At 63.2% G+C, this 23,810-nt stretch carries 24 protein-coding genes and 1 tRNA gene; 12 read left to right on the top strand and 13 right to left on the bottom strand.

What is annotated here, in order from left to right; translation table 11 throughout:
• Positions 1–75: 75 nt before the first annotated feature.
• Together AC1RM7_RS13895 and AC1RM7_RS13890 are read left to right on the top strand one after the other, a co-directional pair.
• Positions 76–300 carry a DUF1674 domain-containing protein gene (locus AC1RM7_RS13895; RefSeq protein WP_024927741.1) on the top strand — a complete coding sequence of 75 codons (225 nt, stop codon included), beginning with the start codon at positions 76–78 and terminating at the stop codon, positions 298–300.
• A 71-nt stretch (positions 301–371) separates the two neighbouring features.
• The gene (locus tag AC1RM7_RS13890; protein WP_152544186.1) at positions 372–968 is read left to right on the top strand and encodes a thermonuclease family protein; all 597 of its coding nucleotides are present in this window, start codon (positions 372–374) and stop codon (positions 966–968) included.
• 182 nt (positions 969–1,150) lie between these two features.
• Here AC1RM7_RS13890 and AC1RM7_RS13885 read toward each other — a convergent pair whose 3' ends face one another.
• The 8 genes from AC1RM7_RS13885 to tsaD all read right to left on the bottom strand — a co-directional run bounded on the left by AC1RM7_RS13885 (position 1,151) and on the right by tsaD (position 8,741).
• Entirely contained in the window at positions 1,151–1,663 is a 513-nt protein-coding gene (locus AC1RM7_RS13885; RefSeq protein ID WP_006023383.1) for a L,D-transpeptidase, read from the bottom strand.
• A 238-nt stretch (positions 1,664–1,901) separates the two neighbouring features.
• Positions 1,902–3,020, bottom strand: coding sequence for a Kelch repeat-containing protein (locus AC1RM7_RS13880; protein WP_024921092.1), 1,119 nt, complete (start codon positions 3,018–3,020; stop codon positions 1,902–1,904).
• Between the two features lie 21 nt (positions 3,021–3,041).
• Positions 3,042–3,437 carry a Kazal-type serine protease inhibitor family protein gene (locus AC1RM7_RS13875; protein WP_024921093.1) on the bottom strand — a complete coding sequence of 132 codons (396 nt, stop codon included), beginning with the start codon at positions 3,435–3,437 and terminating at the stop codon, positions 3,042–3,044.
• A 26-nt stretch (positions 3,438–3,463) separates the two neighbouring features.
• On the bottom strand, positions 3,464–5,416 hold the full coding sequence (gene acs, locus AC1RM7_RS13870) for an acetate--CoA ligase (RefSeq protein ID WP_024921094.1): 1,953 nt from the start codon (positions 5,414–5,416) through the stop codon (positions 3,464–3,466).
• 167 nt (positions 5,417–5,583) lie between these two features.
• Entirely contained in the window at positions 5,584–6,285 is a 702-nt protein-coding gene (locus AC1RM7_RS13865; RefSeq protein WP_051472526.1) for a class I SAM-dependent methyltransferase, read from the bottom strand.
• The gene (locus AC1RM7_RS13860; RefSeq protein ID WP_024921096.1) at positions 6,252–6,665 is read right to left on the bottom strand and encodes an EVE domain-containing protein; all 414 of its coding nucleotides are present in this window, start codon (positions 6,663–6,665) and stop codon (positions 6,252–6,254) included. Before AC1RM7_RS13860 ends, AC1RM7_RS13865 begins: the two co-directional genes overlap by 34 nt.
• A gap of 11 nt (positions 6,666–6,676) precedes the next feature.
• Positions 6,677–7,657, bottom strand: coding sequence for an NAD(P)H-dependent glycerol-3-phosphate dehydrogenase (locus AC1RM7_RS13855; RefSeq protein WP_024921097.1), 981 nt, complete (start codon positions 7,655–7,657; stop codon positions 6,677–6,679).
• 1 nt (position 7,658) lies between these two features.
• Positions 7,659–8,741 (bottom strand): tRNA (adenosine(37)-N6)-threonylcarbamoyltransferase complex transferase subunit TsaD, encoded by a 1,083-nt coding sequence (gene tsaD / locus AC1RM7_RS13850; protein ID WP_034460594.1) that lies wholly within the window; start codon positions 8,739–8,741, stop codon positions 7,659–7,661.
• A gap of 188 nt (positions 8,742–8,929) precedes the next feature.
• On the opposite strand from tsaD, the gene AC1RM7_RS13845 reads away from it, so the two are divergent.
• From AC1RM7_RS13845 to AC1RM7_RS13825, 5 genes are all read left to right on the top strand, one after another.
• Positions 8,930–9,661, top strand: a complete 732-nt coding sequence (locus AC1RM7_RS13845; RefSeq protein WP_024921099.1) for a uroporphyrinogen-III synthase — start codon at positions 8,930–8,932, stop codon at positions 9,659–9,661.
• A gap of 101 nt (positions 9,662–9,762) precedes the next feature.
• Positions 9,763–10,971 (top strand): COG4223 family protein, encoded by a 1,209-nt coding sequence (locus AC1RM7_RS13840; RefSeq protein ID WP_492837600.1) that lies wholly within the window; start codon positions 9,763–9,765, stop codon positions 10,969–10,971.
• A gap of 8 nt (positions 10,972–10,979) precedes the next feature.
• Positions 10,980–12,656 carry a heme biosynthesis protein HemY gene (locus AC1RM7_RS13835; protein WP_024921101.1) on the top strand — a complete coding sequence of 559 codons (1,677 nt, stop codon included), beginning with the start codon at positions 10,980–10,982 and terminating at the stop codon, positions 12,654–12,656.
• 116 nt (positions 12,657–12,772) lie between these two features.
• Positions 12,773–12,848, top strand: a tRNA-Thr gene (locus tag AC1RM7_RS13830).
• 139 nt (positions 12,849–12,987) lie between these two features.
• Positions 12,988–13,164, top strand: coding sequence for a hypothetical protein (locus AC1RM7_RS13825; protein WP_006023395.1), 177 nt, complete (start codon positions 12,988–12,990; stop codon positions 13,162–13,164).
• A 355-nt stretch (positions 13,165–13,519) separates the two neighbouring features.
• Here AC1RM7_RS13825 and AC1RM7_RS13820 read toward each other — a convergent pair whose 3' ends face one another.
• The 5 genes from AC1RM7_RS13820 to AC1RM7_RS13800 all read right to left on the bottom strand — a co-directional run bounded on the left by AC1RM7_RS13820 (position 13,520) and on the right by AC1RM7_RS13800 (position 16,994).
• Complete coding sequence (locus tag AC1RM7_RS13820) at positions 13,520–13,744, bottom strand: hypothetical protein (RefSeq protein WP_006023397.1); 225 nt, start codon at positions 13,742–13,744, stop codon at positions 13,520–13,522.
• A gap of 73 nt (positions 13,745–13,817) precedes the next feature.
• Entirely contained in the window at positions 13,818–15,113 is a 1,296-nt protein-coding gene (locus tag AC1RM7_RS13815; protein ID WP_024921102.1) for a glycosyltransferase family 2 protein, read from the bottom strand.
• Positions 15,107–15,643 (bottom strand): dTDP-4-dehydrorhamnose 3,5-epimerase family protein, encoded by a 537-nt coding sequence (locus AC1RM7_RS13810; RefSeq protein ID WP_081758699.1) that lies wholly within the window; start codon positions 15,641–15,643, stop codon positions 15,107–15,109. The genes AC1RM7_RS13815 and AC1RM7_RS13810 overlap by 7 nt, the downstream gene beginning before the upstream one ends.
• Before the next feature lie 119 nt (positions 15,644–15,762).
• Positions 15,763–16,533, bottom strand: coding sequence for an enoyl-CoA hydratase (locus AC1RM7_RS13805; RefSeq protein ID WP_024921104.1), 771 nt, complete (start codon positions 16,531–16,533; stop codon positions 15,763–15,765).
• A 26-nt stretch (positions 16,534–16,559) separates the two neighbouring features.
• Positions 16,560–16,994 (bottom strand): MarR family winged helix-turn-helix transcriptional regulator, encoded by a 435-nt coding sequence (locus tag AC1RM7_RS13800; RefSeq protein WP_024921105.1) that lies wholly within the window; start codon positions 16,992–16,994, stop codon positions 16,560–16,562.
• Between the two features lie 233 nt (positions 16,995–17,227).
• Between AC1RM7_RS13800 and AC1RM7_RS13795 the strand changes: the two genes are divergently transcribed.
• The 5 genes from AC1RM7_RS13795 (at position 17,228) to AC1RM7_RS13775 (ending at position 23,786) form a co-directional block, all read left to right on the top strand.
• Positions 17,228–18,199 (top strand): Bug family tripartite tricarboxylate transporter substrate binding protein, encoded by a 972-nt coding sequence (locus AC1RM7_RS13795; protein ID WP_024921106.1) that lies wholly within the window; start codon positions 17,228–17,230, stop codon positions 18,197–18,199.
• Between the two features lie 171 nt (positions 18,200–18,370).
• Positions 18,371–19,765, top strand: a complete 1,395-nt coding sequence (locus tag AC1RM7_RS13790; RefSeq protein ID WP_024921107.1) for a cytochrome P450 — start codon at positions 18,371–18,373, stop codon at positions 19,763–19,765.
• Between the two features lie 234 nt (positions 19,766–19,999).
• Positions 20,000–21,148: a TRAP transporter substrate-binding protein gene (locus AC1RM7_RS13785; protein WP_024921108.1), complete on the top strand. Its 1,149-nt coding sequence runs from the start codon at positions 20,000–20,002 to the stop codon at positions 21,146–21,148.
• A 110-nt stretch (positions 21,149–21,258) separates the two neighbouring features.
• The gene (locus tag AC1RM7_RS13780) at positions 21,259–21,927 is read left to right on the top strand and encodes a TRAP transporter small permease subunit (RefSeq protein ID WP_024921109.1); all 669 of its coding nucleotides are present in this window, start codon (positions 21,259–21,261) and stop codon (positions 21,925–21,927) included.
• Positions 21,924–23,786, top strand: coding sequence for a TRAP transporter large permease (locus tag AC1RM7_RS13775; RefSeq protein WP_024921110.1), 1,863 nt, complete (start codon positions 21,924–21,926; stop codon positions 23,784–23,786). The genes AC1RM7_RS13780 and AC1RM7_RS13775 overlap by 4 nt, the downstream gene beginning before the upstream one ends.
• The last annotated feature ends 24 nt before the right edge of the window (positions 23,787–23,810 follow it).

The following is a 23,810-nucleotide window of genomic DNA, read 5'->3' as shown; positions in this document are numbered from 1 at the left end:
ATCGGCCGCAGGGTCTTGATCGAACGCGCTGTCGGTCTAGATTGATTTCGGCTCTGACCACCGGGAGTGTCAGCCATGACCCATGATCAAACTCGTTCCGAACCTGTCGTTGGCAACACGGTCGCCCCGCGTAAACCGCTGTCCCCACAGGCGCAGCGGGCGCTCGCGGAAGCGGAGGAGCGGCGAACCAGGGCCGCGCAGGACAATAGCTCTCGCGCGAAAGAGGTTCAGGGCCCCAAGGGGCTGGAGCCGACCCGATACGGGGACTGGGAACACAAAGGGCTTTGTTCGGATTTCTAGTCCTACGCATCAACACGGATGCGCCGGTTCCGCTCTTGCGGCTAGGGTCCTTTTGATCCTATTCTAGGCATATGTTCCTAGATCGGTCATTTCATCGGGCATCCCGGCATCCGTTCCACGGTTCACCGCCCTGGCTGCTTGGCCTGATCTTTGTCGCCGGCATCGCAACTGGAACCGTGGTTCCGCCCAGGGATCATTTGCCACGGGCGCGCTCGTCCATCGCGTCCGCGAATCCCTCAGTATCAAGCCCGGCCCAACAGTCCGCACCTCAGACATGGAGCCGTGACGGCAATCCCGGTGTGCGTCATTCCGTCGAGGTGGTGCGCGTGGTCGACGGCGACACATTCGAGGCGCGAGTCCATCTGTGGCCGGGGCTGGAGATGACGACGCGCGTGCGGCTTCGCGGCATCGATGCGCCTGAAATGAAAGGCGCGTGCGCCGAGGAATTACGGATGGCGGAAGCCTCCGGTGAGGCGCTGCGTGCGCTGCTCGCCGATGGCGATGTTGCGATCTTCAATATCGGTCCCGACAAATACAACGGCCGTGTCGTCGCCGACGCCGCGACGCGGCGAACGCCGAGCGTCTCAGCGGCACTGCTCGCATCGGGTCATGCGCGCCAGTACCAGGGCGGCAAGCGCGGCGGCTGGTGTTGGCTATCCGCCAGATAAGAGCCGGCGTGGGTAAGAGTTTCCAGTTGTCATTGCGAGGAGCGTAGCGACGAAGCAATCCAGCTTCTCTCTCGGGAGTGGATTGCTTTGCTTCGCTCGCAATGACGGTCGGAGACGTCGCCGGCCAATAAAAAAAAGCCGCGTCATGACGCGGCTTTTTTCAAATCGGAATGTTTTGACGATCAGCGCGAGGTGACCACCACCGGCGTGCCGACCTCGACGCGCTCGAACAGGTCGCTGATGTCCTGGTTGTACATCCGCACGCAGCCGTAAGAGACATAGCCGCCGACAGAGTTCGGACGGTTGGTGCCGTGGATCGCATATTCGCCGCCGGCCAGCGTCATAGCGGCGACGCCCATCGGATTGGACGGTGAGCCGCCGGGAATGACATCCGGAATGCTCGGATTGTCGCGCTTGACGTCCGCAGGCGGCGACCATGCAGGCTGACGATATTTTCCATCGATGCGGGTGGCCCCGGCCCATTGCTTGCCGGCCTTGCCGACGCCGACAGGGTAGCGCAGCGCCTGGCCCTCGCCGAGAATGAGGTAGAGTTTACGTTCGTTGGTCTTCACCACGATGGTTCCCGGCGCATAGCCGTTGGGGGAAGCCACAACCGACGGCGCGGCGCTGGCCACGGTTCCTGACAGGCCGATAGCCATGGTGACGGTGAAAGCCACCGCGAGTTGACGCAACATTCCAACCTCCAAAATGCTTCCGAACGGTGCAGGCATCCGGGCAGGACCGCGGAACCCTTTTCGATGCGCCAGCCTGGGGCAAAGGCTTCAACAGGCGGTTTCCACGAGCCCCACGGGCGGACCGAACGCGACCTTAAGAAGAAAATTCCGGCGGCAAAGTAAATGCCCAGGAAACAACACCTGCGCCTAAAGGCACCGGGGATGGTGACATTTTTGTGAGCGCAGATTTCGCCCGTGATCAGCCGAGGGTGAAAGCTTCGTGCACCGCAGACTGCACCGCGCCGCCGGTGACGGCGCCGCCGCCCGCGACATAAATCCAGTCGCCGATGGTCACAGCGCCCACGGCATGACGCGGTGTCGGCATCGGCGCATGGCTTTGCCACTTGTCCGTGGCGGGATCGTAGCTTTCCATCTGGCCGAACACCTTGCCCTGCGTGATCTGGCCTTTGGAGATGAGACCGGCTTCACCGCCCATGGCGAACAGCCGGTCGCGGTACACCACAAGCCCGTGGCCGGAGCGCGTGGTCGGCAATGGCGCGCGCGTCTCCCAGGTATCGCGGTCGGGCACATACACATGATGCAGCCCGGTGTTGTATTCGAACGTATTGAAGCGGCCGCCGATGACGTGAATGATTCCATTGTACGCGACACAGCCGACATGGTCGCGTGCGCCGGGCAGCGCTTTCAGCGTCATCCATTTGTCGGTCTTCGGATCGTAGACTTCGTGCCATCCGACGCTTGCGCGTTCCATGGTCGGTTCCGACGCGCCGCCGATCAGGTGAACGCGGCCGTTCAACACAACGGCAGCGCCTGCACCGCGCGGACGCGGCAGCGGCGCGATCTTGTCCCAGCGATTGGCTGCGACGTCATAGGCGTAGGCGTTGTGATCGGGATTGCGATTCTGTTCGATGAAGCCGCCGAGCGCGTAGACGCGTCCGGCATCCGCCGCGACTGCCACGTGGTTGGCGCCGCGCGGCAACGGCGCGCCATCGAACCAGACATCCTTGGCCGGATCATAGATGTGATGATAGGTGCGATCGACGCGGCCTTCACCGTAGCCGCCGACGATATGCGCACGTCCCGCCCATTCGGTGGCCCACGCCATCTCGCTGCGGGGCAGCGGCAGTGCCGCGCGGGTCACCCAGCGGCCCGGCAGGCCCTGCGGCGCAAGGCTTTCCGTCACGCGCTGCGCCTGTTCGTCCGGCGAGATGTGATGCGGAGCGTTGGTGCGAAGGCCGGTGAAAGGCTCGGATGACGGCGGAGCCTGCGGCAGCGGCGTATGCTGATGCTGGGCTTGCGCTGCGGTTGCGGCGAGTGCGAATGACGCAGTGCTTGTGAGGAAAGTCCTGCGATCCATGCCGGTGTCTCCCGGGCCTGATTATTGCTGTTTTCCGCTCTTCGGCGTCTTCGATTTCGGCTTTACCGCCTTTGGCTCATTTTCCTTCGGCGGCTTCGGGCATGCGCCGGTGTGGTCGAGCTGCACCTTGGCCTTCTGGCGCTCGCAGTCGTTTGCGTAGGTCTTGCCGTTGCAACCGCAAACCGGCCGGTGGATCTGCATGCAGAAAGCCGGCGCCTTGTCGCATGTGCCCGGCGCATCGGCGGCCTTGCATTGCCCGCCTTCCCTTTGGCACCAGAGCGCCGAATTGCAGGTGATGTTCGCCGCGCCGCCGCAGGCTTCGCCGAGATTTGCCGCCTCGGATGTGCCGCATCTGATCGTCACGCAAAGCATGACGATCAGGATCGCCGTAATCAGACGAGCGAGGCGCGTTCGCATGAATCCCCCAGCGGCAGACCCCAGCGTCAGGCGCTGGCCTTCTTATTCTGCCGGTTATGCACCAGATCGTCCACCACGGCGGGATCGGCCAGCGTCGAAGTGTCGCCGAGGGCGCCGGCTTCGTCTTCCGCGATCTTGCGCAGGATGCGGCGCATGATCTTGCCCGAACGCGTTTTCGGCAGGCCCGGGGCAAACTGGATCAGATCGGGCGAGGCGATCGGACCGATGTCCTTGCGCACCCACGCGACCAGTTCCTTGCGCAGCGCCTCGGTCGGCTCAACGCCCTTCATCAGCGTCACATAGGCGTAGATGCCCTGACCCTTGATGTCGTGCGGATAGCCGACCACGGCGGCTTCCGACACCGCATCGTGCGCGACCAGCGAGCTTTCGACTTCCGCGGTGCCCATGCGGTGACCCGACACGTTGATGACGTCATCGACCCGGCCGGTGATCCAGTAGTAGCCGTCGGCATCGCGGCGGCAGCCGTCACCGGTGAAGTACTTGTTCTTGTAGGTCGAGAAGTAGGTCTGCTCGAAACGCGCATGATCGCCGTAGACCGTGCGCATCTGGCCGGGCCAGGACTTGGCAATGCAGAGGTTGCCCTGCGCCTCGCCTTCGAGAACCTTGCCGTCGGCATCGACGATTTCCGGCACCACGCCGAAGAACGGCTTTGTCGCCGAGCCCGGCTTCTGGGCGATCGCGCCGGGCAGCGGCGTAATGAGAATGCCGCCGGTCTCGGTCTGCCACCAGGTATCGACAATCGGGCAACGGCCATCGCCGACCACGCGGTGATACCACTCCCACGCTTCAGGATTGATCGGCTCGCCGACCGAACCGAGCAGGCGCAAGCTGGCGCGCGAGGTCTTCTTCACCGGATCGTCGCCGGATTGCATCAGGGCGCGGATCGCGGTCGGCGCGGTGTAGAAGATATTGACCTTGTGCTTGTCGATCACATTCCAGAACCGGGAATTGTCCGGATAGTTCGGCACGCCTTCGAACATCAGCGTGGTGGCGCCGTTGGCGAGCGGTCCGTACAGAATGTAGCTGTGGCCGGTGACCCAGCCCACGTCCGCCGTGCACCAGTAGATGTCGCCCTCGTGATAGTCGAACACGTACTGATGCGTCATCGAGGCGAAGGTGAGATAGCCGCCGGTGGTGTGCAGCACGCCCTTGGGCTGACCCGTCGAGCCCGAGGTGTAGAGAATGAACAGGGGATCTTCCGCGTTCATCGGCTCAACCGGACAATCGGTATCGACCATCGCCGCGGCTTCGTGATGCCAGACGTCGCGCACCGGATCCATGTCGATCTTGCCGCCGGTACGCTTCACCACAACGACCCAGTCGACGCCGCCGACCTTGGCGATGGCCGCGTCGAGGTTGGCCTTGAGCGGCACCTTCTTGCCGCCGCGCAGGCCTTCGTCGGCCGTGATGACGACGTTGGATCTGCAGTCCTTGATGCGCTGCGCCAGCGAGTCGGGCGAAAAGCCGCCGAACACCACCGAGTGGATCGCGCCGATCCGCGCGCAGGCCAGCATCGCGTAGGCCGCTTCCGGAATCATCGGCAGGTAGATGGTGACGCGATCGCCCTTCTTGACGTTCCGCAGCCGCAGGATGTTGGCCATCTTGCAGACTTCGTCGTGCAGCTCGCGATAGGTGATCTTCTTCGATTCCGACGGATCGTCGCCTTCCCAGATGATCGCGACCTGGTCGCCGCGCGTCTCGAGATGACGATCGATACAGTTATAGGCCGCGTTCAGGACGCCGTCCTCGAACCACTTGATCGAGATGTTGCCCGGCGCGAACGAGACGTTCTCGACCTTGGTGAAAGGCTCGATCCAGTCGAGCCGGCGGGAGGCTTCGTCGGCCCAGAAGCCGTTGGGGTCCTTGACCGAACGCGCGTACATCTCGCGGTACTTGGCATCGTCGATAAAGGCGCGCTTCGCCCATTCGGCGGATACGTCGTAAATTTTATCGGACATGGCTTCCTCATTTCCTCCACGCAGGCCGTCCGCGTCGCAACATGCGCGCAGCTTCTTCTTGTTTTGTTATTATGCGCCTGTGCATACATCAGCGACAAGCTGCGGCAACTAGGACTTTTGTCGGACCTCGGATTTCCCAAAGCATATGAAGGGGATGACACCAGATTTCAGGCCGGCTGCAGCAGGCTCCATACCGCAGTTTGCTTGATTTCGGCGTCCTCCAGATCGCGGGTCACCGGGACGCTGTAGTCCGCGATGCGGCGCAATTTGTCGCGGGGCAGGTAGCTGCGGCCGGGATCGCCGATCAGCACGGTTGCGCCGCGCGCAACGTGGCCGAAAAGGAAATCGAACGCGCGCTGCGCGGTGTCGCGTTCGTAGAAAATATCGCCGGCCAGCACGACATCCCAACGGCCGCCGTGCGGCTCCGCCAGCAGATCATCCTGGCATGTCGATAGCGCGACGCCGTTTTCCGCGGCGTTCAGCGCCGCGGCTGCACAGGCGAATGCATCGATGTCGGCGACGGTCACCGAGGCTGCGCCGGCCTTCATCGCGGCGATGCCCACAAGGCCCGATCCGCTGGCGAGGTCGAGCACGGTCTTGCCGCGCACCAGATCCGCGTTGTCGAGGATATGACGAGCGAGCGCCTGACCGCCGGCCCATGCAAAGGCCCAGAACGGCGGCGGCAATCCGGCCTCGCCGATTTCCTCTTCGGTCTTGTGCCAGAGCGGCACGGCCTCGTCGGCCAGCAGCAGCGAAATCTCCGGCGTCAGCGGCACCGCGCGCAGCCGTGTGTTGGCGCGGATGAACGCGTCCTTGTCGGCGATGACGGGCGCGTTCACACTCCGCCCATCTTGCAGATCAGCTTCCATTCGTCGGGCTTCACGCTCTGCACCGACAGCCGCGAGTATTTCACCAGATCCATCTCGGCGAGCTTCTTGTCGGCCTTGATGGCTTCCAGCGTCACGGCTTTTTTCAGCGGCTTGTCGGCCTTGATATCGACACAGACGAACTTGGCGGTCTTGTCGGTCGGATCGGGATAGTGCTCGCGAATGACCTCCACGATGCCGACGATCTCCTTTCCCTCATTGGAGTGATAGTAAAACGCGAGATCGCCCTTCTTCATTTTCATGAGATTGGCTTTTGCGGTGTGGTTGCGCACGCCGGTCCAGGCTTCGCCTTTGGCGCCTTTCGCGACCTGCTGATCCCACGACCATGTGGATGGTTCGGACTTTACGAGCCAGTACGCCATCGCCGTTTCCTTTATCCCTCGGCCCTGAACGGCCGTGTCAGCAGCATCTCGATCGCTTCATCGATGGTCAGGGCGCCGCCGAGAACCGCCGCCACCGCGCTGGCCACCGGCATTTCAATATTCTTTTCGCTGGCGAGTTCAATCAAGACGGGCGCGGTGAATTCGCCTTCGACAAGCTTGCCGCGCGGCGGCGTCTCGCCGCGTCCGAGCGCAATGCCGTAGGAAAAGTTGCGCGATTGAGAGCTGGAACAGGACAGCAGCAGGTCTCCGAGCCCCGACAATCCGGCGATCGTCTCGGGCCTGGCGCCGCAGGCAACGCCGAGCCGCATCAGTTCCGCGAAACCGCGGGTGGTCAGCGCCGCCAGCGCCGATGCGCCGAGCTGTTTGCCGGCCACGATCCCGGCGGCAATCGCCAGCACGTTCTTGGCCGCGCCGCCGATCTCGACACCGCGCACATCCGTCGAATGATAGGGGCGGAATGTCGCCGATCCGAGCGCCTGAACCAGCGCTTTCGCAAGCTGCTCGTCGCCAGTTGCGAGCGTGACGGCCGTCGGCAGTCCGCGCGCGACATCGACGTCGAAACTCGGCCCCGACAGAATGGCGGGAACGGCGCGCGGCGCAACCTCCGCGACGATCTGCGTCATGAACCGATGTGTGCCGCGCTCGATTCCCTTGGCGCAGACGATCACCGGCGTATTCGATGCAAGATGCGGCGCGAGCGCGGTCGCCGCCTGCCGCAGGCTTTGTGCCGGCGTGACCAGCAGCACCGCGCCGGCTTTCGCGGCCTCGGCGAGATCGCTGGTGACGGCGATCGTCTTCGCAAGCTGAATGCCGGGCAGCTTCGGATTCTCACGTGTTTGCGAGATTGTCACGGCGACGGCGCTGTCGCGGGCGTAGAGAACGACATCGCGTCCGGCCCGGGCCGCGGCGTTCGCGAGTGCTGTGCCCCACGCGCCGGCGCCGACAATCGAAATGCTTTGATGTGCGATCATGTCAGTGTCGTGCACGCGTGTTGGCGAACTTTGCCGGCGTCGATGCGGTTTCATCGAGCCGCCAGCGTGCGCGGGGCGCAGTCTCCATCGCGTCCACCATCCGAAGCGCAAGACGCTCTGCGCCTGCCCATGCGATCATCGCGCCGTTGTCGGTGCAGAGCGCCGGCGGCGGAATGATCAGCATCGTCTGGGCGCGGGCGGCGATGTCATGCAGCGCATTGCGGATCGCGAGATTCGAGGCGACGCCGCCGGCCGCGACCAGCGCACGGGGCGGGCCGAATTTTTCCTGAAACAGACGTAGCCCGACACTGATCCGGTCCGCGGTGAGATCGAGCACAGCGGCCTGAAATCCGGCGCACAGATCCGCGACGTCCTGCGGCTCGAGCGGCATCAGGCGCGTGGCCTCATTGCGCACCGCGGTTTTCAAACCGGACAGCGAGAAATTTGCGTCGGGCCGTCCCACCATCGGGCGGGGAAACACGAAGCGATCGGGATTGCCGTGAGCAGCCGCGCGTTCGACCTGCGGTCCGCCGGGATAGGGCAGGTCGAGCATCTTCGCGACCTTGTCGAAAGCTTCGCCCATCGCGTCGTCGACCGTGGTGCCGAGCCGGACATATTTTCCGACGCCGAGCACCGCGACGATCTGGGTGTGGCCGCCCGACGCCAGAAACAGGCAATAGGGAAATGTCAGCGGCACCGTGAGGCGCGGCGTCAGCGCATGCGCTTCGAGATGATTGACCGCGATCAGCGGCGTGTTGTGAACCAGCGAGATCGCCTTTGCCGTGGTGAGCCCGACGATCACACCGCCGATCAGGCCGGGGCCCGCGGCTGCGGCGACGGCGCTGAGATCGCTAAAGCTGACATTCGCCTCTTTCATCGCCGCACGGATAATTCCGTCGAGCATGTCGACATGGGCGCGGGCGGCGATCTCCGGCACGACGCCGCCGAACGGCGCATGTTCATCGATCTGCGAGCGCACGATGTTGGACAGAATCTTCCCCGACCCGTCGCGCTGCCGTTCGATCACGGCGGCGGCGGTTTCGTCGCAGGTGGTTTCGATCCCCAGCACCAGCTTGCCTGCCAATTTCAGTTCCTGCTTCTTCTGCTCTTGCTTTGATTGCCGATCCGGCGTTTCCCTTTACATAGGCATTGGCCTCGCGCAGGGCAAAACGTCATCCGCCACCTAGGTGTCATTCAAGGGGTTCATAACGTGGAATCGTCAGGCGGGCTATCGTGATTCAGCACAGCATCTGCCCGCGCGGAGCATCTTGAATGGCCATTCTTGTGACACGACCGGTCCCGGATAACGAGAGGACGGCGGCCGCCCTGCGGGCGCGGGGATATGACGCACTGTTGTCGCCGATGCTGCGGTTCGAGGAAATTCCGTTTCATGACGAAGACGACGCGGCCTATGACGCGGTGATCGTGACCAGCGCCAATGCGCTCCGTGCCATACTGGATCATCCCTCCCGGATGCATCTGTTCGGATTGCCGGCCTTCGCGGTCGGCGGACACACTGCGGATGCCGCACGGGAGGCGGGCTTTCGCGATGTCGCGAGTGCGCAGGGCAATGCGCAATCGCTTGTCGATCTCGTTATCAAGACGCTCAAACCAGGCGCCACACTTTGCTATCTCGCCGGCGCCGACCTCGCGCACGATCTCGCCGCCGATCTCGGGGGGCGGGGTTTCACGGTGGTGACGCATACGACCTACCGGATGATCCCTGTGACCGGGTTTGCTGCGAATATCGGCGACGCATTCCGCGCGGGCGGGATTGATGCGGTGCTGCATTATTCACGGCGCAGTGCGCGCGCCTATCTCGATGCGGCGCGGGCGGACGGTGTCGAGATTTCTGCCCTCGCGTTGCCACAATGCTGCATCTCCGAGACGGTGGCGAGCCTGCTTCGCGAAGCCGGCGCAATGCAGGTGGCGGTGGCGCGCACGCCGGATGAGAATGCCATCTTCGATGTGCTGGACAGGACGCTCAAAGCATCGTCCAACTAGCTTTCGGGTAACCGGCAGGTAACCTTCCAGAGTGCTTCTGGACGCAGCGGCGTTCGCAGAATCTGCTAGAGTCTGCGCGAGCGTGACAGGAGTGAGTTCCGATGGACGACGACAAGCAGGACAAGGCCGGCACTTCGCCCGGTAGCGATGCCGCCAAACGGCCCCCGCCGACCATCGAACTGACCGCTTCCGAGGTATCGGAAAGTCCATCTGCGCCGGAAACGCCGGACGCAGATGCCGGCGCGCCAAAGCCGGATCACTCCGAACAGCCGTCGCATCCGTCTGCTGAATCTGCTGCTGCGGCATCCTCGAATCCATCACGGGCGTCGTCGGTGTTTCTGTCCGCTGTGGCGGGTGCGGTGGCCGCGCTGCTTGCGATCGGTGCCGCCACGTTCGCGGGCTGGCCTCCGCAACCCGCACCCGTTTCAACCGCGCCGCTTACGGACGGGATCGCAGCGAACACGGCCGACATCACCGCTCTGGGCACACGGATCGCGAAGGTTGAATCGGATGCGGCAAAACGTGCGCCGCGTCCGGTTGCCGATCCTGCGATCATCGCGCGTATCGACGCAGTGGAGAAATCGCTGGCATCGTTGCGCAGCGATCTCGCCGCCGTGCGCGGACAGAACGAGAAGACGGCCGCCGCGATCAGCGAGCTCAGGTCCGCAGCGCCGCAAGGCGTCATGGGCGGCGAAGCGAAAGCACCCGCCGTCGACACCGCGGCCATCGAAGAGCGCATTGCCAGGATCGAACGCGCGACTGCGGCGCTGAGTGCGGCGGCTGCGGCACCGCCTGCCGAAGATCCGAAGGTGCGCAAGCTCGATGCGCTGATCCACCTCGATAAAGCCGTGACCCGTGGCTTGCCCTATGCCACCGAGCTTGCTGCCGCGCGTGCCGTTGCCGGTGATGCCGATGCGCTGAGGGCGCTTGATGGCTTCGCGACGGCGGGTCTCCCCACGGACGATGCGCTGAGCAAGGAACTGCTTGCGCTGTTGCCGCAACTCGCGCCGAAGCCCGAACCGCAGCCCGCGCCGTCCGGTATCGTGGAGCGTCTTCAGCAGAGTTTTGCAAAGCTGGTGCGCATTCAGCGCACCGACGCGCTGGCCAGCGGCCCGACAGGCATCGTCGCCCGGGCAACGGCCGCCGCGCAGCGCGGCGATCTCAACGAGGCGAAGCGGGAATTGCTGCAGTTGCCGCCGTCGGATCGCGTCCCGGCGCGGCCATGGATCGCAAAGGTCGAAGGCCGCGACAAGGCCCGGGCGGCATTTGAGCAGTTCACGATGGAAACATTGGCCTCGATCTCGAAATAGGCAGTTTCATGATCCGCATCATTCTCTTTCTGTTTCTGGTCGGTGTGGTCGCTCTCGGCGCTGCCGTGATTGCCGATCAGACCGGCGACGTCACGCTGTCGTGGAATGCCTGGCGCATCGACACGTCATTGCCCGTGCTTGTGCTGGCGCTGGTGCTTATCGTGTTCGCCGCGATGCTGGTCTGGGCGATCATCCGCAGCTTCCTGAATGCGCCCGAGCGCTTGCGGCGGCTCCGCCGCGAGCGGCGTCACGCCAAGGGACGCAACGCCATCACCCAGGGCCTGATCGCAATCGGCACCGGCGATCATTTCGCGGCGCGCCGCCATGCCGATGTCGCCAGGCGTCTGGCGCATCAGGATCCGCTGGCGATGCTGCTGCATGCGCAGTCGGCACAGCTCGATGGCGATCGCGAAGGCGCGCAGCGCGCGTTTCACGCCATGGCGGAACGCAAGGACACACGGCTGCTCGGCTTGCGCGGATTGTTCGTCGAGGCGCAGCGCCGTGACGATGCTTACGCCGCCGTGGCGCTGGCCGAAGAAGCCCTGAAGACCGCGCCGGCCTCGGCATGGGCGTCGCACGCCGTGCTCGGCTTCCGTTGCAGCAAAGGCGACTGGGACGGCGCGCTGAAGATTCTCGAAAACAATCTGGCGGCGGGGCTGATCGATCCTGCGCCCTACAAGCGGCAGCGCGGCGTTCTTTTGACCGCGCGGGCGCTCGATCTTGAAACTTCCGATCGCGACCGTGCGCGCGCCAGCATCACTGAAGCGGTGAAGCTCGCACCGACACTGGTGCCCGCCGCGACGCTCGCGGCAAAGTTTCTCAGCGAGAACAATCAGACCCGCCGCGCCATGCAGGTGATCGAGACGGCATGGACCGCGCAGCCGCATCCCGATCTTGCGGATGCTTACGCGCATGTGCGGCTCGGCGACTCCGCAGTGCAGCGCCTGGCGCGTGTTGAGAAACTCGCAGCCAGATCGCCCGGCAACATTGAAGGCGCGCTTGCGGTCGCGCGTGCCGCCATCGACTCCAGCGATTTCGCCCGTGCGCGGGAAGCGCTCGCGCCTTTCATCGAGGCGCCGACCCAGCGGGTCGCCATTCTCATGGCCGAGCTGGAGCGGGCCGAGCATGGCGACGGCGGCAGCGCGCGTGTCTGGATGCAGCGCGCGGTGCGCGCCGCGCTCGATCCGGCATGGACCGCCGATGGCTATGTATCCGAGCACTGGCGTCCGGTGTCGCCCGTCACCGGACGTCTCGACGCATTCCAGTGGCTCACTCCGGTCGCAGCTCTTCCTTCGGAGAAAGCGCCGGTGCTTGAGGCTGAGGTTGCCGATGAGCCTGCATTGCCGCTGGAAGCCGGTCCGGCGGTCAAGCTGCCGCCCCCGGCTGTCCCATTGCAGGATAACGAGCCCGCGCCTGTGCCTTCGGCTCCTGCGCCCGTGGAGCAGGCCGCTCCGCCGCCTGCCGCGCCGGTGATCGCCAATGTGCCGCCGCCGGTGTTTCGCCCCCGGCGCGAGATCGAGAAGCCGGATTCGCCGCGGATCCCGGCCGTCATCCCGATTGTGCGCGCTCCGGACGATCCTGGCGTCGCCGACGAGGCCAGGGACGAGGAATTCGACGATCCGGTACAGCCGGAACCGGCGCAGCGAGGCGGCTGGAAGGGATTTTTGTCCCGTCTTGTCAGTTGATTAGGAAGTCGATGGCATTTTCGTCACGGACCTGATCCAGCCTGACAAAAACGCCCCGCCATGTTGCAAAGCGGGGCGCTGGCCAGTATCAGGTGCGGATACCGATTTCGCGTTTTGCCGCCTTAGCTCAGCTGGTAGAGCACCTCATTCGTAATGAGGGGGTCGTAGGTTCGAATCCTATAGGCGGCACCACTCTTTCCAGCATCTTGCAGCACATTGGACTCGCTCGCGTGGGCGTTCGCCTGCCCGGCGCCCGTCTCTCACAGGAGGGGTCCGGCGCTATCCCGCAAACGAATTCGGCTGACCGCCATAACGGCGCAAGGGAACAACAATGACTGACAGAGAGAAGATTCTGGCCGCCCTTCGCGAGAAACCGCTGAAGATTTTCGACGTGATGAAGCGCGTCAACATCAAGAATCAGGAAGATTGCCAGTCGCTGCTGCTGAAGATGCGTGACGAGGGCCTCGTGCGCTTCGACATTCACAAGGGCGTCTGGCTCATTGGCTGATGCCGGCGTCAAGACAAGGCCGCTCGATTCTCAAATCAATCGCAGTCCGGACAATCGTCTGAGAGGCCGTCCAGCACCTCGTCGATTGCTTCCCGAGCCCGCCCCGCACTGATTCCAGGAAATGGCGAATGCTCGGCAAGCGCGTGCGCATAGTCGAGCGCCGCGTGATTGAACCGCAACCTCATATAGCCGTGGTCGGGACATGCCGCGATCAGGTTGGCGCGTAAGAGAGTATCGGTCGCCCAGTTTTCGATTTGAACTGCCTTGCGGCTTAATCTTGGGCCCATATCTCCTGCGGGAGAATCGTTGGGCGCCTCAAAGGTTCCGTGCGTCTTCGCGCGAAATGGCAGTTCGCTTACGAGAATTTCGTCCGCTCTCTTTTTGCCGCGTCATAAATCTCGATCTGCAGCATTTTGTACCGGCCTAGCAGTTCGGCCGCGGCCTTCTTGGCAGCCGCCTCATCATTATACTGCGTCTTGAAGTGGCCATCGACCACGAGCGTAAAGCCTTCGGCGGGTGCAATGTCTGCGCGCTGTATCTTCCGCGGCTCTTCTTCGGGGAGCGTGAGTGGTTTTTTCATGTTCTGCCTGTGTCTGGTTGTTTGGGTCAGTCTAGCACGACTGAACAGGTGTGTCGGATATTTCGATGACGGCTTAAACTTTCGTCAGCGGCTCCAGTTCAACGCGCGCAACACCGACCCCTAACCACCGGTCGTCTTCGCCCATGCCGAGATCGCAGGGACGGCGCGTCGCATCGACCTCAAGGGTGATCCCGAAATCGCGATCGGACGGCGGAAGATCCGTAACGCGTGCGACGGCCTCGATGACAAAACCGCCAGACAGTTTTTTCCTGATCTGGCTTTGCAGCGGCTTGTCCCGCAGCAGAACGCGAATGGTCTCGGGCGGCACCAGAGACTTGACGACAACGATACGGATCAGCAGGTCGGTCTCGAAACGCACCGGCAGGTCGATGGTGGAGCGGCGGCTCGGGCCGCTCCAGCGAAAGGTTTTGTAACGAAGATGCTTCTCGATGCCGTGCCACTCGAACGGCATGTTCTGGCGATCGAGATTGAATGCGACCTTTCGCTCGATGCGCTGCATCTCTGATGCAGCGAACCGGCTGTCGGATCCCTTGTTTCTGCGATTGAGGCGCACCGCCGAGCCGGGCTCGACGCTCTGTGTCGGCATTTCAATCTTCAGGAATTTGCCTTTGACCACGGCATCCATGATGTCGATGAATTCCCGGGACCGGAAATCGGGCTGCGACTGGATGCGTTCCAGCAGGCGCTGCTGCTCATCGGTTGACTTGATCTTGTAGGAGTCCCGCCGCCATGCGGCGTTGAACTTGAACGATGTCAGTTCGCGGGTGGAGGCGAAGCGCTTCGCGGCCATCGCCGCCTGGTTCATGAACAGCGCATCCATCGGCACTGTCACCGAGGCGGGATCCTGCCATTTGATGCCATCGCCGTAGATCGACCGCTTGTGGGCGAATGCGGACGGCGGCACGAAATCGCCGGCCGAGTAGCTGCCGGACGCGAACAGGCCGGCGATTCCGCGGACGCCCGACTCCGGCGGACCGTAAAGCGCCATCACGCTGGTGACGACTTCGGCGTCATGCTCCCGGGCCGCGCGCAGGATCGCTTCGAGATGTGTCGGATACCAGATGTCGTCGTGCCCGAGATACGCGATCCAGTCGGACGCCGCACGCTCGATCGCGTAATTGTTCGCGGCCCATTGCGAGCCGTAGTTGCGGTCGAGATTGTGCCAGCGGATGCGGCTATCGCCGAACGAGGCGACGACATCCGCCGAATCGTCGGTGCAGCCGTCGCCGACAACCATGATTTCGAAATTCTGCTCGGTTTGCAGCAGTACCGAACGGATGGCGCAGCGAAGCGCCGCGCTCCAGTTGTAGGTCGGGATGACGACGGTAATCGCGGGACGATTTACCAACGGTAAGGCACCGTCTCGGCAGCGTCCTCGGAATCCCATGGCAGGTCGAGGGCATCGGGACTTTCGTGATTGTACATTCTGTCCGGCATATTGATGATGACAGCTTCGGTCTCGCCGATGTTCTTCCAGCCGTGGTGCAGATCGGGTGCAATCGTCAGAAGGCCGGGATTGCGTTCACTAACCATGAATTCATTGAGCCTGCCGAATGTCGGAGAATCCTTCCGGCCGTCGAAGACGACGATCTTCACCAGGCCCGACACAACAAACAGCCGGTCGGTTGTTTGCCGATGCAGGCCCCAGGCACGGACGCGGCCGGGAAGCGTCGTGGTGAAGTGAACCTGGACGATCGGCGACTTGATGATGTCCCAGTTTGTCCGGGCGACCTCGCACATATAGCCGTCGTCATGCGGGACCGGACGGGATGGGCGAAATTCGACACCGCCGATCAGTGTGTCGCGCAATGCGCCCTGTGCATCGACGGCCGACTGCTTGGCCAGCATCAGGTCCATTCCGACTATCGCGTGTGTCATTGTCCACCGGCGCCGTTACTAAACGCTTTCCCGGTGGACATTATAGCGGACCGGCCGGCCCGCGCCATCAGTTGCGACAACACATCCGGGCTGACCACGATGTGATCAGCCCGTCGGGTTTAGCCTGCAATCTTGCTGAAGTCGGGCTTTCTGCGCTCGGCGAATGCGGTGAGCGCCTCGCGCGCTTCGGGGCCCTTGAGCCGTTCCTTGAGAATGGCGCCTTCACGATTGATCTGCGCGGTGATCAAGGCGGTATCGCGCATCAGCGCCTTGGTGTGCGACAGCGATCCGGCCGGCTGCCTGGCCAACTTGAGCGCGGCTTCGCGTGCCTTCTTGCGCAGTTCCTCGACAGGAACCACTGCGTTGACAAGGCCGAGCGAGACTGCGGTTTCGCCGCTCATCGGTTCGCCCAGAGCGAACATCTCGTAAGCGCGGGCATAACCGATTCGTCCCTGCAGGAGATGCGTCGAGGCCGCTTCGGGAACCAGCGCGATGTTCACGAACGGCGTGATCAGCCGGGCGGTCGGCGCGACATAAACAAGGTCGCAATGCAGCAGCATTGTTGTGCCGATTCCGACTGCGTTGCCCTGCACCGCAGCGATCAGCGGCTTGGTCGCGATGCCGAGGTTTGTGATGAACCGGGGTGAGTGGGCGACGATGCTGGGATCTTTCGATTGCGCGGCGAAATCGCCCATGTCGTTGCCGGCGGTGAAGTGATCGCCATCGCCCTGAAACACAACCGCGCGGATTGCACGATCCTTTTCGGCGGTTTCCAGCGCGTCCGCGAGAGCGGCATACATCGCGTTGGTGATGGCATTCATTTTGTCCGGACGCGCCAGGGTCAGCGTCAGCACGCCGTCCTCAAGTTCACTCTTTACGAATTCAGTCATGGTCTGCGTTTCCTTTCACATCGAATCTAGGAACTGTCCTTCGGGAATTTTGTCTGCAGGCTCGCGAGCCAGCGCGAAACCACGTCGATTTCCTTGTCCGTAAAACCGTCTGTCAGCGTGCTGTTGATGTCATGCGCGCGTGCCACCGCGCGTTTGCGAATCTTCTCTCCCGTCTCGGTCAGATAAACGCGCTGTGCGCGGCCATCTGCGCCGTCACGTTTCCTTTTGATCAGTCCCGCTCGCTCCATCCGGTCGGCAAGACCTGTGATGGCGGACGGCACGATATCGAGCGCAGCGGAGATCTCGCCGATCAGCGCGCCATCGTTCCGTCCGAGGAAGAACAGCACCCCGGATTGCGCCGAGGTCAGGCCGTCTTCCGCGAGCATGTGCTGTTCGATACCTCGCTGCAGTCTGCGATAACCCACGGTCATCAGAAAAATCAGCCGACGGTCGGTCGTCATGTCATCCCCTATATATTTCACATGTGAAATATCAAGTCTCGGCAAAGCCGGAAAGCACTTTTCATGACAGCTCTGCGCAAGCCGCGCGGGATTGCCCAACCCGCGGACTGCGCTCCGGCGGGTTCCGGCGGCATTGCGCTAGCCATCGGCCTGTGCCGAAATGGCGGCACAAAACAAGCGCGGTCAGGCAGCCGTCATCCGGCGTCATGAGCGCGCACTCAGGGAGAACCACCATGCGTTTTGCTGCCGCCGCGTTCGCGGCGTTTTGCCTTGTGCTCCAGACCGCCGCGCCTAGCCACGCCCAGGACGCCTGGCCGTCGCGCAACGTCACGATCATTGTGCCGTTCACCGCCGGCGGCACCGCCGATCTGTTCGCGCGGCTCATCGCCAGCCATATGCAGATCACATTCGGCCAGCCTTTCGTGGTTGAAAATCGCGGCGGCGCGGGCGGCAATATCGGCGCGGCGGCTGTCGCGAAGGCGCCGAACGACGGCTACACGCTGCTGCTCGGCACCGTCTCGACCCATGCGATCAATCCGACGCTCTATTCGAATCTGACGTTCGATGCCGCGAAGGATTTCCAGCCGGTCTCGCTGATCGCGCGGCTGCCGAACATGCTGGTTGTGAAAAACGCGTTGCCGGTGACGAACGTCGCCGAGTTCGTTGCCTATGCGAAAGCCAATCCCGACAAGCTGAACTACGGCTCGTCCGGCGTCGGCACCTCGATCCATCTTGCGGCGGAACTGTTCAAGATCGCGACCGGCACCCGGATGACCCATGTGCCGTATCGCTCATCCAACGAGATCATGCAAAACCTGACCGGCGGCCACATCGATCTCGCCTTCGACAACATCACGCTGGCGTGGCCGCAGGCGAAAGCCGGTACGGTGCGCGCGCTGGGCGTGACCAGTCTGCAGCGCTCCCCGACCGCGCCGGAAGTGCCGCCGATCGCCGATACGCTGAAGGGTTTCGATGCAACCTCGTGGCACGGACTGTTCGCGCCTGCCGGAACACCGCGGCCGGTGGTCGACAGGATGGCGGCGGAGGTGAAGCGCATTCTTGAAATGCCGGATACGGTGACCAGGCTCACCGACATCGGCGCGGTGCCGTCGCCAATGACGCCGGACCAGTTCACGGCGTTCATCGCGACCGAGCGCGCGAAGTGGGCGGAGGTGGTCAAGGCGTCGGGCGCAACGGCAAATTGAGTCTGAATTGATACCCGTTCTCTCCGCTCATTCCCGCGAACGCGGGAATCCAGACCTTCAGGAGCCTGGGTCCCCGCCTTCGCGGGGACGAGCGGGAATAATGACGCCCATTGATTGTGCCCGGAACGTGCCACAGTTCAGGCCGATGATCCGCCGAACGGAAGGTGACGGATGAGTATCGCCGAAGTCCTTGACGCACCGATGCAGCGGCCGCCGCTGGTCCCGCCGCGGCCTCCGCTCGCGCCGGACGATCTGTCGCCGCTCGGCCGTCTCGCCCTGATCCGGCAAAACGCCATCGCCAGTTGGGGACCGCGCGCCTACGAAGAGGATATCGTTCAAGGGCGGTTTTTCGGGCGCAGCAGTTTCATTCTCAACACGCCGGACGCGATCCGGCATGTGCTCGTTGAGAACTATGAAAACTATACCCGCACGCCCGCCGCCTTCCGCGTGCTGCGGCCGATCCTCGGCGAGGGCCTTTTGCTGGCCGAGGGCAAGGCCTGGAAAAACCAGCGCCGCACGCTGGCGCCGGCCTTCGCACCGCGGGCCATTCCGATGCTCATTCCGCACATGCTGGCGGCGACCGACGATGCCATCGACGTGTTACGGACGCAGACCGGTGTGCCGGTCGATCTGCGCGAGGCCATGCAGCGGCTGGCGCTCGATATTGCCGGGCGCACGATGTTCTCGTTTGAGATCGACAGGCACGGCCCGGCGCTGCGGGGCTTCGTCAACGACTACGGTGACCGCCTCGCGCAGCCGCGCTTCTTCGATCTGCTTCTGCCGCTGGGCTGGCCGAGTCCGAGCGATATTTCCCGCGCGCTGTTCCGGCGGCGGTGGACGCGCTTCATGCAGAAGCTGATCGCGGAGCGCCGCGCCAAAGGTGCAGGCGCGGACGTCGACGCGCCGCACGATCTGTTCGGCCTCATGGTGGCGGCGCGCGATCCGGAAACCGGCGAAGCCTTCACCGACGAACAACTCGGCGATCAGGTCTCCACCATGATCCTTGCCGGTCATGAAACCACGGCGACGGCGCTGTTCTGGTCGCTCTATCTGCTCGCGCTCGATCCGGCGACGCAGGATGAACTTGCGAACGAGGCGAAAGCCGCGCTGGCCTCCGGCGCGCTGGATGTGACGCGGCTGACCTTCACCCGCGCCGTGCTCGACGAGACCATGCGGCTTTATCCGCCGGCATTCCTGATCGTGCGGGCGGCCTCCGGCCCCGACACAGTGCCCGGCGCCGACATCGCCGCCAAAGACATCGTACTGATTTCGCCATGGCTGCTGCACCGGCATGAAAAGCTCTGGGACCAGCCGAATGCTTTCCGGCCGTCGCGCTTCCTGCCCGGCAGTCCGCCGCCGGACCGCTTCGCTTACCTGCCGTTCGGCGTCGGGCCGCGCGTCTGCATTGGCGCGCAGTTTGCGTTGACCGAGGCGACCCTGGCGTTGGCGAAACTGATCGGCACCTTCAAGGTCGAACTGCTCGACCGCGATCCGGTGACGCCGGTGGGCGTGGTGACGACGCAGCCGGACCGCTCGCCGATGTTCAGGATTGTGCGGCGCGATTGAAACGTCGGCTCGTTCGCGTGCGGTGAGGGGTGTGTTGCGGCGCGATGAATCCGGGCGCGGCATTAACAATCCACACGCGGCCTCATTCCAAAGTCGTAGATGGAATCACCAAGCGCCGCGTCGAAGAGTCGCATTCATCCGATCATTCTTGCCAAATCTCCCCGCAAGCCTTTGTCTTGCCATCAATCAAAAAAGGCCGGTTCAAAAAGAACGGGCTTAGCAGGGGAGAACGCCATGACGAAACGACACAAGGACAAGACTTCCAGCGAGAAGACCTCCAGCCGCCGCAACTTCCTGAAGGTTGCCGCCGCAGGCGCAGCCGCCACCGTTGCGACGCCCGCTCTCGCGCAGACCGGGCCGACCAACATGCGCTTCCAGAGCACATGGCCGGCCAAGGACATCTTCCACGAATACGCGCAGGACTACGCCAAGAAGGTCAACGACATGACCGGCGGCGATCTCAAGATTGAAGTGCTGCCCGCGGGCGCAGTCGTTCCGGCCTTCCAGTTGCTCGAAGCCGTGTCAAAGGGCACGCTCGACGGCGGCCACGGCGTGCTCGCCTATCACTACGGCAAGCAGAACGCCTTGGCGCTGTGGGGTTCGGGTCCGGGCTATGCGATGGACGCCAACATGCTGCTCGCCTGGCACAAGTACGGCGGCGGCAAGCAGCTGCTCGAAAAGCTCTACAATTCGATCGGCGCCAACGTCGTCTCGTTCCCGTATGGACCGATGCCGACCCAGCCGCTCGGCTGGTTCAAGAAGCCGGTGACCAAGGCCGACGACCTCAAGGGCGTCAAGTTCCGCACCGTCGGCATCTCGATTGACGTGTTCACCGGCATGGGTGCCGCGGTCAACGCGCTGCCCGGCGGCGAAATCGTCTCGGCGATGGATCGCGGCCTGCTCGACGCCGCGGAATTCAACAACGCCTCGTCGGACCGCGTGCTCGGCTTCCCGGACGTCTCCAAGGTCTGCATGCTGCAGAGCTATCACCAGAACGCCGAGCAGTTCGAGATCATGTTCAACAAGGACAAGTACAACGCGCTGCCTGCGAAGATCCGCGCGATCCTCGACAACGCCGCCGAAGCGGCCGGACAGGACATGGCCTGGAAGGCGATCGACCGCTACTCCAGGGACTACGAGGAGATGCAGTCGAAGGACAAGGTGAAGTTCTACAAGACACCGGATTCGGTTTTGCAAAAGCAGCTCGAAATCTTCGATCAGGTCGCCGAGAAAAAGTCGGCGGAAAACCCGCTGTTCAAGGAAATCGTTGAATCCCAGCTGGCGTTTGCCAAGCGCGCAACCCAGTGGGAGCAGGACACGGTCGTCAGCCGGCGTTTGGCTTACAACCATTACTTCGGGCCGAACGCCAAGAAGAAGACCTGACCCCATCATCAGCACGAGTACGGCATCATCCGGGAATGGCAACCCCGGATGATGCTTCGTATCGTTTCCACTGTTGCACTGACCTTCTTCATTACAGGTGACAGCCTCCCATGAGTGCGCAACGCGTTCTGCATACAATCGATGGCATCAGTACATGGACCGGCAAGGCCGCGGCGTGGCTGATTGTCGGACTTATGCTTCTTGTCTGTGCCGAAGTTTTCAAGCGCTACATTCTCAATATGCCGACGGCGTGGATCTTCGACGTTTCGAACATGCTGTATGGCACGCTGTTCATGATTGCCGGCGCCTACACGCTGGCGCAGAACGGCCACGTGCGCGGCGATTTTCTCTACAGTTCGATGAAGCCGCGCCGGCAGGCATCGCTCGATATCGTCCTTTATATCGTGTTCTTCCTGCCCGGCATCGCGGCGCTGGTTTATGCGGGCTGGGACTACGCGTCCGACTCCTGGCGCATCAACGAACACTCCAACGTCACCGCCGACGGGCCTCCGGTCTGGCAGTTCAAATTCATGATTCCGCTGGCGGGCGCGTTGCTGCTGCTGCAGGGCGCCGCCGAAATCATGCGCTGTGCCATCTGTCTGAAGACCGGCGAATGGCCGAGCCGTCTCAAGGACGTGTCGGAAATCGACGTCGTAGGCGAGCAGCTCGCCAACAGCGAATATGTCGACGAGGAGTCGCGGAAAATCGCGATCGAGAAGGCGCAGGACATTGAGGAAAGCGCGCGTCAGCGCGGCATGGGCGGAGACCTGTCGAAATGAGCGATCCCGCACTCGGTCTCCTGATGCTCGGCCTGATCGTGGTCGTCATCATCATGGGTTTCCCCACGGCCTTCACCCTGATGGGCCTCGGCATGTTCTTCGGCCTGTTCGCCTATCACCGGGCGGGCGAATCCTGGGCCGACAACCATATCTTCGACCTGATGGTCCAGCGCACCTACGGCGCGATGACCAACGACGTCCTGATCTCCATCCCGCTGTTCGTCCTCATGGGTTACGTGATGGAGCGCGGCGCGCTGGTGGACAAGATGTTCTACTCGATCCAGCTCGCGTTCCGCCGCGTGCCTGCCTCGCTCGCGGTGGCGACGCTGATCGTCTGCACGTTCTGGGGCATTGCCTCGGGTCTGGTCGGTGCGGTCGTGGTGCTGATGGGCGTCATCGCCTTCAATCCGATGCTGAAGGCCGGTTACGACGTGAAGCTTGCGTCCGGCGTTATCACGGCGGGCGGCACGCTCGGCATTCTGATTCCGCCGTCGGTCATGATCATCGTCTATGCCGCGGTCGCGGGCCAGTCGGTGGTCAAGCTCTATGCCGCGGCGATGTTTCCCGGCTTCTTCCTGGCGTTCCTGTATCTCGTCTACATCATCGGCTGGGCGCTGCTGAATCCGAAAATCGCGCCGAAGCTGCCGGAGGCGGAAACGCGCGTTCCGGTTCGGCCCTGGATCAGCGAGCTGCAAAAATCCTACTCGCACAAGATGTTGCCGGCGCTGCTGACCGCTGCCGTGTCCCCGGCAAGGGCGATGGCCATTACGGCGGATGGCGTGCGCGTCAGCTACAGCATGCTGCTCAGGAATCTCGGCTATGTGCTGGTGCCGCTGGTGCTCACGGCGGCGACGCTGTGGGCCGCATGGTGGTACGTCGTGATTCATCAGCAGCCGGATGCGCCCGCGCCATCGGCGGCGATCAGTCAGCAGCTTGGTTCGTCGGCGCCGTCCACCGCAGAGCCTGCGGAAGAAAAGTTGCAGGAACTCGGCGGCGCGTCTTCGGACGAGCGGAAGAGCGAGCCGGAAACCCTTCAGGAAATGGGCAATGCCGAACTGCGCGGCCAGGGCACTGCCGCGCCCGCGGAAGCCGGACCGCCGCAGGCGTTCTACACGTACTTCGCGTTCACTTGCGGCATCATGGGTCTGATCCTGCTCTACTACTACTGGACCATGGGGGCCGAGCAGTTCGAGGTTCTGCGGCTGCTGATCTCATCGGTGATGCCGCTCGGCATTCTGACCGCAGTGGTGCTCGCCGTGATTCTGCTCGGTATCACCACGGCGACGGAATCCGCGGCGGTGGGTGCGGCGGGCGCGTTCCTGCTCGCGTTCCAGGCGCGCACGCTCGACTGGAAGCGCACCAAGGAAGCGGTGTTCCTGACCGCGAAAACCACCTCGATGGTGTGCTGGCTGTTCGTCGGCTCGGCGCTGTTCTCGGCGGTGTTCGCGATCCTCGGCGGTCAGGCGCTGCTCGAGAGCTGGGTGCTGTCGCTGAATCTGACACCGGTTCAGTTCATGATCCTGTCGCAGGCCATCATCTTCATCCTCGGCTGGCCGCTGGAATGGACCGAGATCATCGTGATCTTCGTGCCCATCTTCCTGCCGATGCTGAAGCACTTCGGGATCGATCCGATCCTGTGGGGCGTGCTGGTGTTCGTGAACCTGCAGGCGGCGTTCCTGTCGCCGCCGGTGGCGATGTCGGCGTTCTATCTGAAGGGCGTCGCGCCATCGCATGTGACGCTCAACCAGATCTTCGGCGGCATGATGCCCTACATGCTGATCGTCATCATCTGCATGGTGCTGATGTATCTGTGGCCGGGCCTGACCCTGTGGCTGCCGAACTATCTCTACGGGAGCTGACGCGAAAACGTGATCGGCCGGGGC

Source organism: Afipia sp. GW822-FHT03D08 (genome assembly GCF_058801645.1).
The sequence above is the reverse complement of the archived record's forward strand: the minus strand, read 5'-3'. Positions and strand labels throughout refer to the sequence as shown.

What these genes read in the sequence shown, in the direction of transcription:
- AC1RM7_RS13880 (WP_024921092.1), bottom strand. Translation starts at nt 3,020, where the DNA reads ATGGATCGCAGGACTTTCCTCACAAGCACTGCGTCATTCGCACTCGCC.
- AC1RM7_RS13825 (WP_006023395.1), top strand. Translation starts at nt 12,988, where the DNA reads ATGACTGACAGAGAGAAGATTCTGGCCGCCCTTCGCGAGAAACCGCTG.
- AC1RM7_RS13875 (WP_024921093.1), bottom strand. Translation starts at nt 3,437, where the DNA reads ATGCGAACGCGCCTCGCTCGTCTGATTACGGCGATCCTGATCGTCATG.
- AC1RM7_RS13785 (WP_024921108.1), top strand. Translation starts at nt 20,000, where the DNA reads ATGACGAAACGACACAAGGACAAGACTTCCAGCGAGAAGACCTCCAGC.
- AC1RM7_RS13820 (WP_006023397.1), bottom strand. Translation starts at nt 13,744, where the DNA reads ATGAAAAAACCACTCACGCTCCCCGAAGAAGAGCCGCGGAAGATACAG.
- AC1RM7_RS13810 (WP_081758699.1), bottom strand. Translation starts at nt 15,643, where the DNA reads ATGACACACGCGATAGTCGGAATGGACCTGATGCTGGCCAAGCAGTCG.
- AC1RM7_RS13865 (WP_051472526.1), bottom strand. Translation starts at nt 6,285, where the DNA reads ATGGAAGCTGATCTGCAAGATGGGCGGAGTGTGAACGCGCCCGTCATC.
- acs (WP_024921094.1), bottom strand. Translation starts at nt 5,416, where the DNA reads ATGTCCGATAAAATTTACGACGTATCCGCCGAATGGGCGAAGCGCGCC.
- AC1RM7_RS13855 (WP_024921097.1), bottom strand. Translation starts at nt 7,657, where the DNA reads ATGATCGCACATCAAAGCATTTCGATTGTCGGCGCCGGCGCGTGGGGC.
- AC1RM7_RS13775 (WP_024921110.1), top strand. Translation starts at nt 21,924, where the DNA reads ATGAGCGATCCCGCACTCGGTCTCCTGATGCTCGGCCTGATCGTGGTC.
- AC1RM7_RS13835 (WP_024921101.1), top strand. Translation starts at nt 10,980, where the DNA reads ATGATCCGCATCATTCTCTTTCTGTTTCTGGTCGGTGTGGTCGCTCTC.
- AC1RM7_RS13895 (WP_024927741.1), top strand. Translation starts at nt 76, where the DNA reads ATGACCCATGATCAAACTCGTTCCGAACCTGTCGTTGGCAACACGGTC.
- AC1RM7_RS13860 (WP_024921096.1), bottom strand. Translation starts at nt 6,665, where the DNA reads ATGGCGTACTGGCTCGTAAAGTCCGAACCATCCACATGGTCGTGGGAT.
- AC1RM7_RS13845 (WP_024921099.1), top strand. Translation starts at nt 8,930, where the DNA reads ATGGCCATTCTTGTGACACGACCGGTCCCGGATAACGAGAGGACGGCG.
- AC1RM7_RS13840 (WP_492837600.1), top strand. Translation starts at nt 9,763, where the DNA reads ATGGACGACGACAAGCAGGACAAGGCCGGCACTTCGCCCGGTAGCGAT.
- AC1RM7_RS13805 (WP_024921104.1), bottom strand. Translation starts at nt 16,533, where the DNA reads ATGACTGAATTCGTAAAGAGTGAACTTGAGGACGGCGTGCTGACGCTG.
- AC1RM7_RS13790 (WP_024921107.1), top strand. Translation starts at nt 18,371, where the DNA reads ATGAGTATCGCCGAAGTCCTTGACGCACCGATGCAGCGGCCGCCGCTG.
- AC1RM7_RS13800 (WP_024921105.1), bottom strand. Translation starts at nt 16,994, where the DNA reads ATGACGACCGACCGTCGGCTGATTTTTCTGATGACCGTGGGTTATCGC.
- AC1RM7_RS13780 (WP_024921109.1), top strand. Translation starts at nt 21,259, where the DNA reads ATGAGTGCGCAACGCGTTCTGCATACAATCGATGGCATCAGTACATGG.
- AC1RM7_RS13885 (WP_006023383.1), bottom strand. Translation starts at nt 1,663, where the DNA reads ATGTTGCGTCAACTCGCGGTGGCTTTCACCGTCACCATGGCTATCGGC.
- AC1RM7_RS13890 (WP_152544186.1), top strand. Translation starts at nt 372, where the DNA reads ATGTTCCTAGATCGGTCATTTCATCGGGCATCCCGGCATCCGTTCCAC.
- AC1RM7_RS13795 (WP_024921106.1), top strand. Translation starts at nt 17,228, where the DNA reads ATGCGTTTTGCTGCCGCCGCGTTCGCGGCGTTTTGCCTTGTGCTCCAG.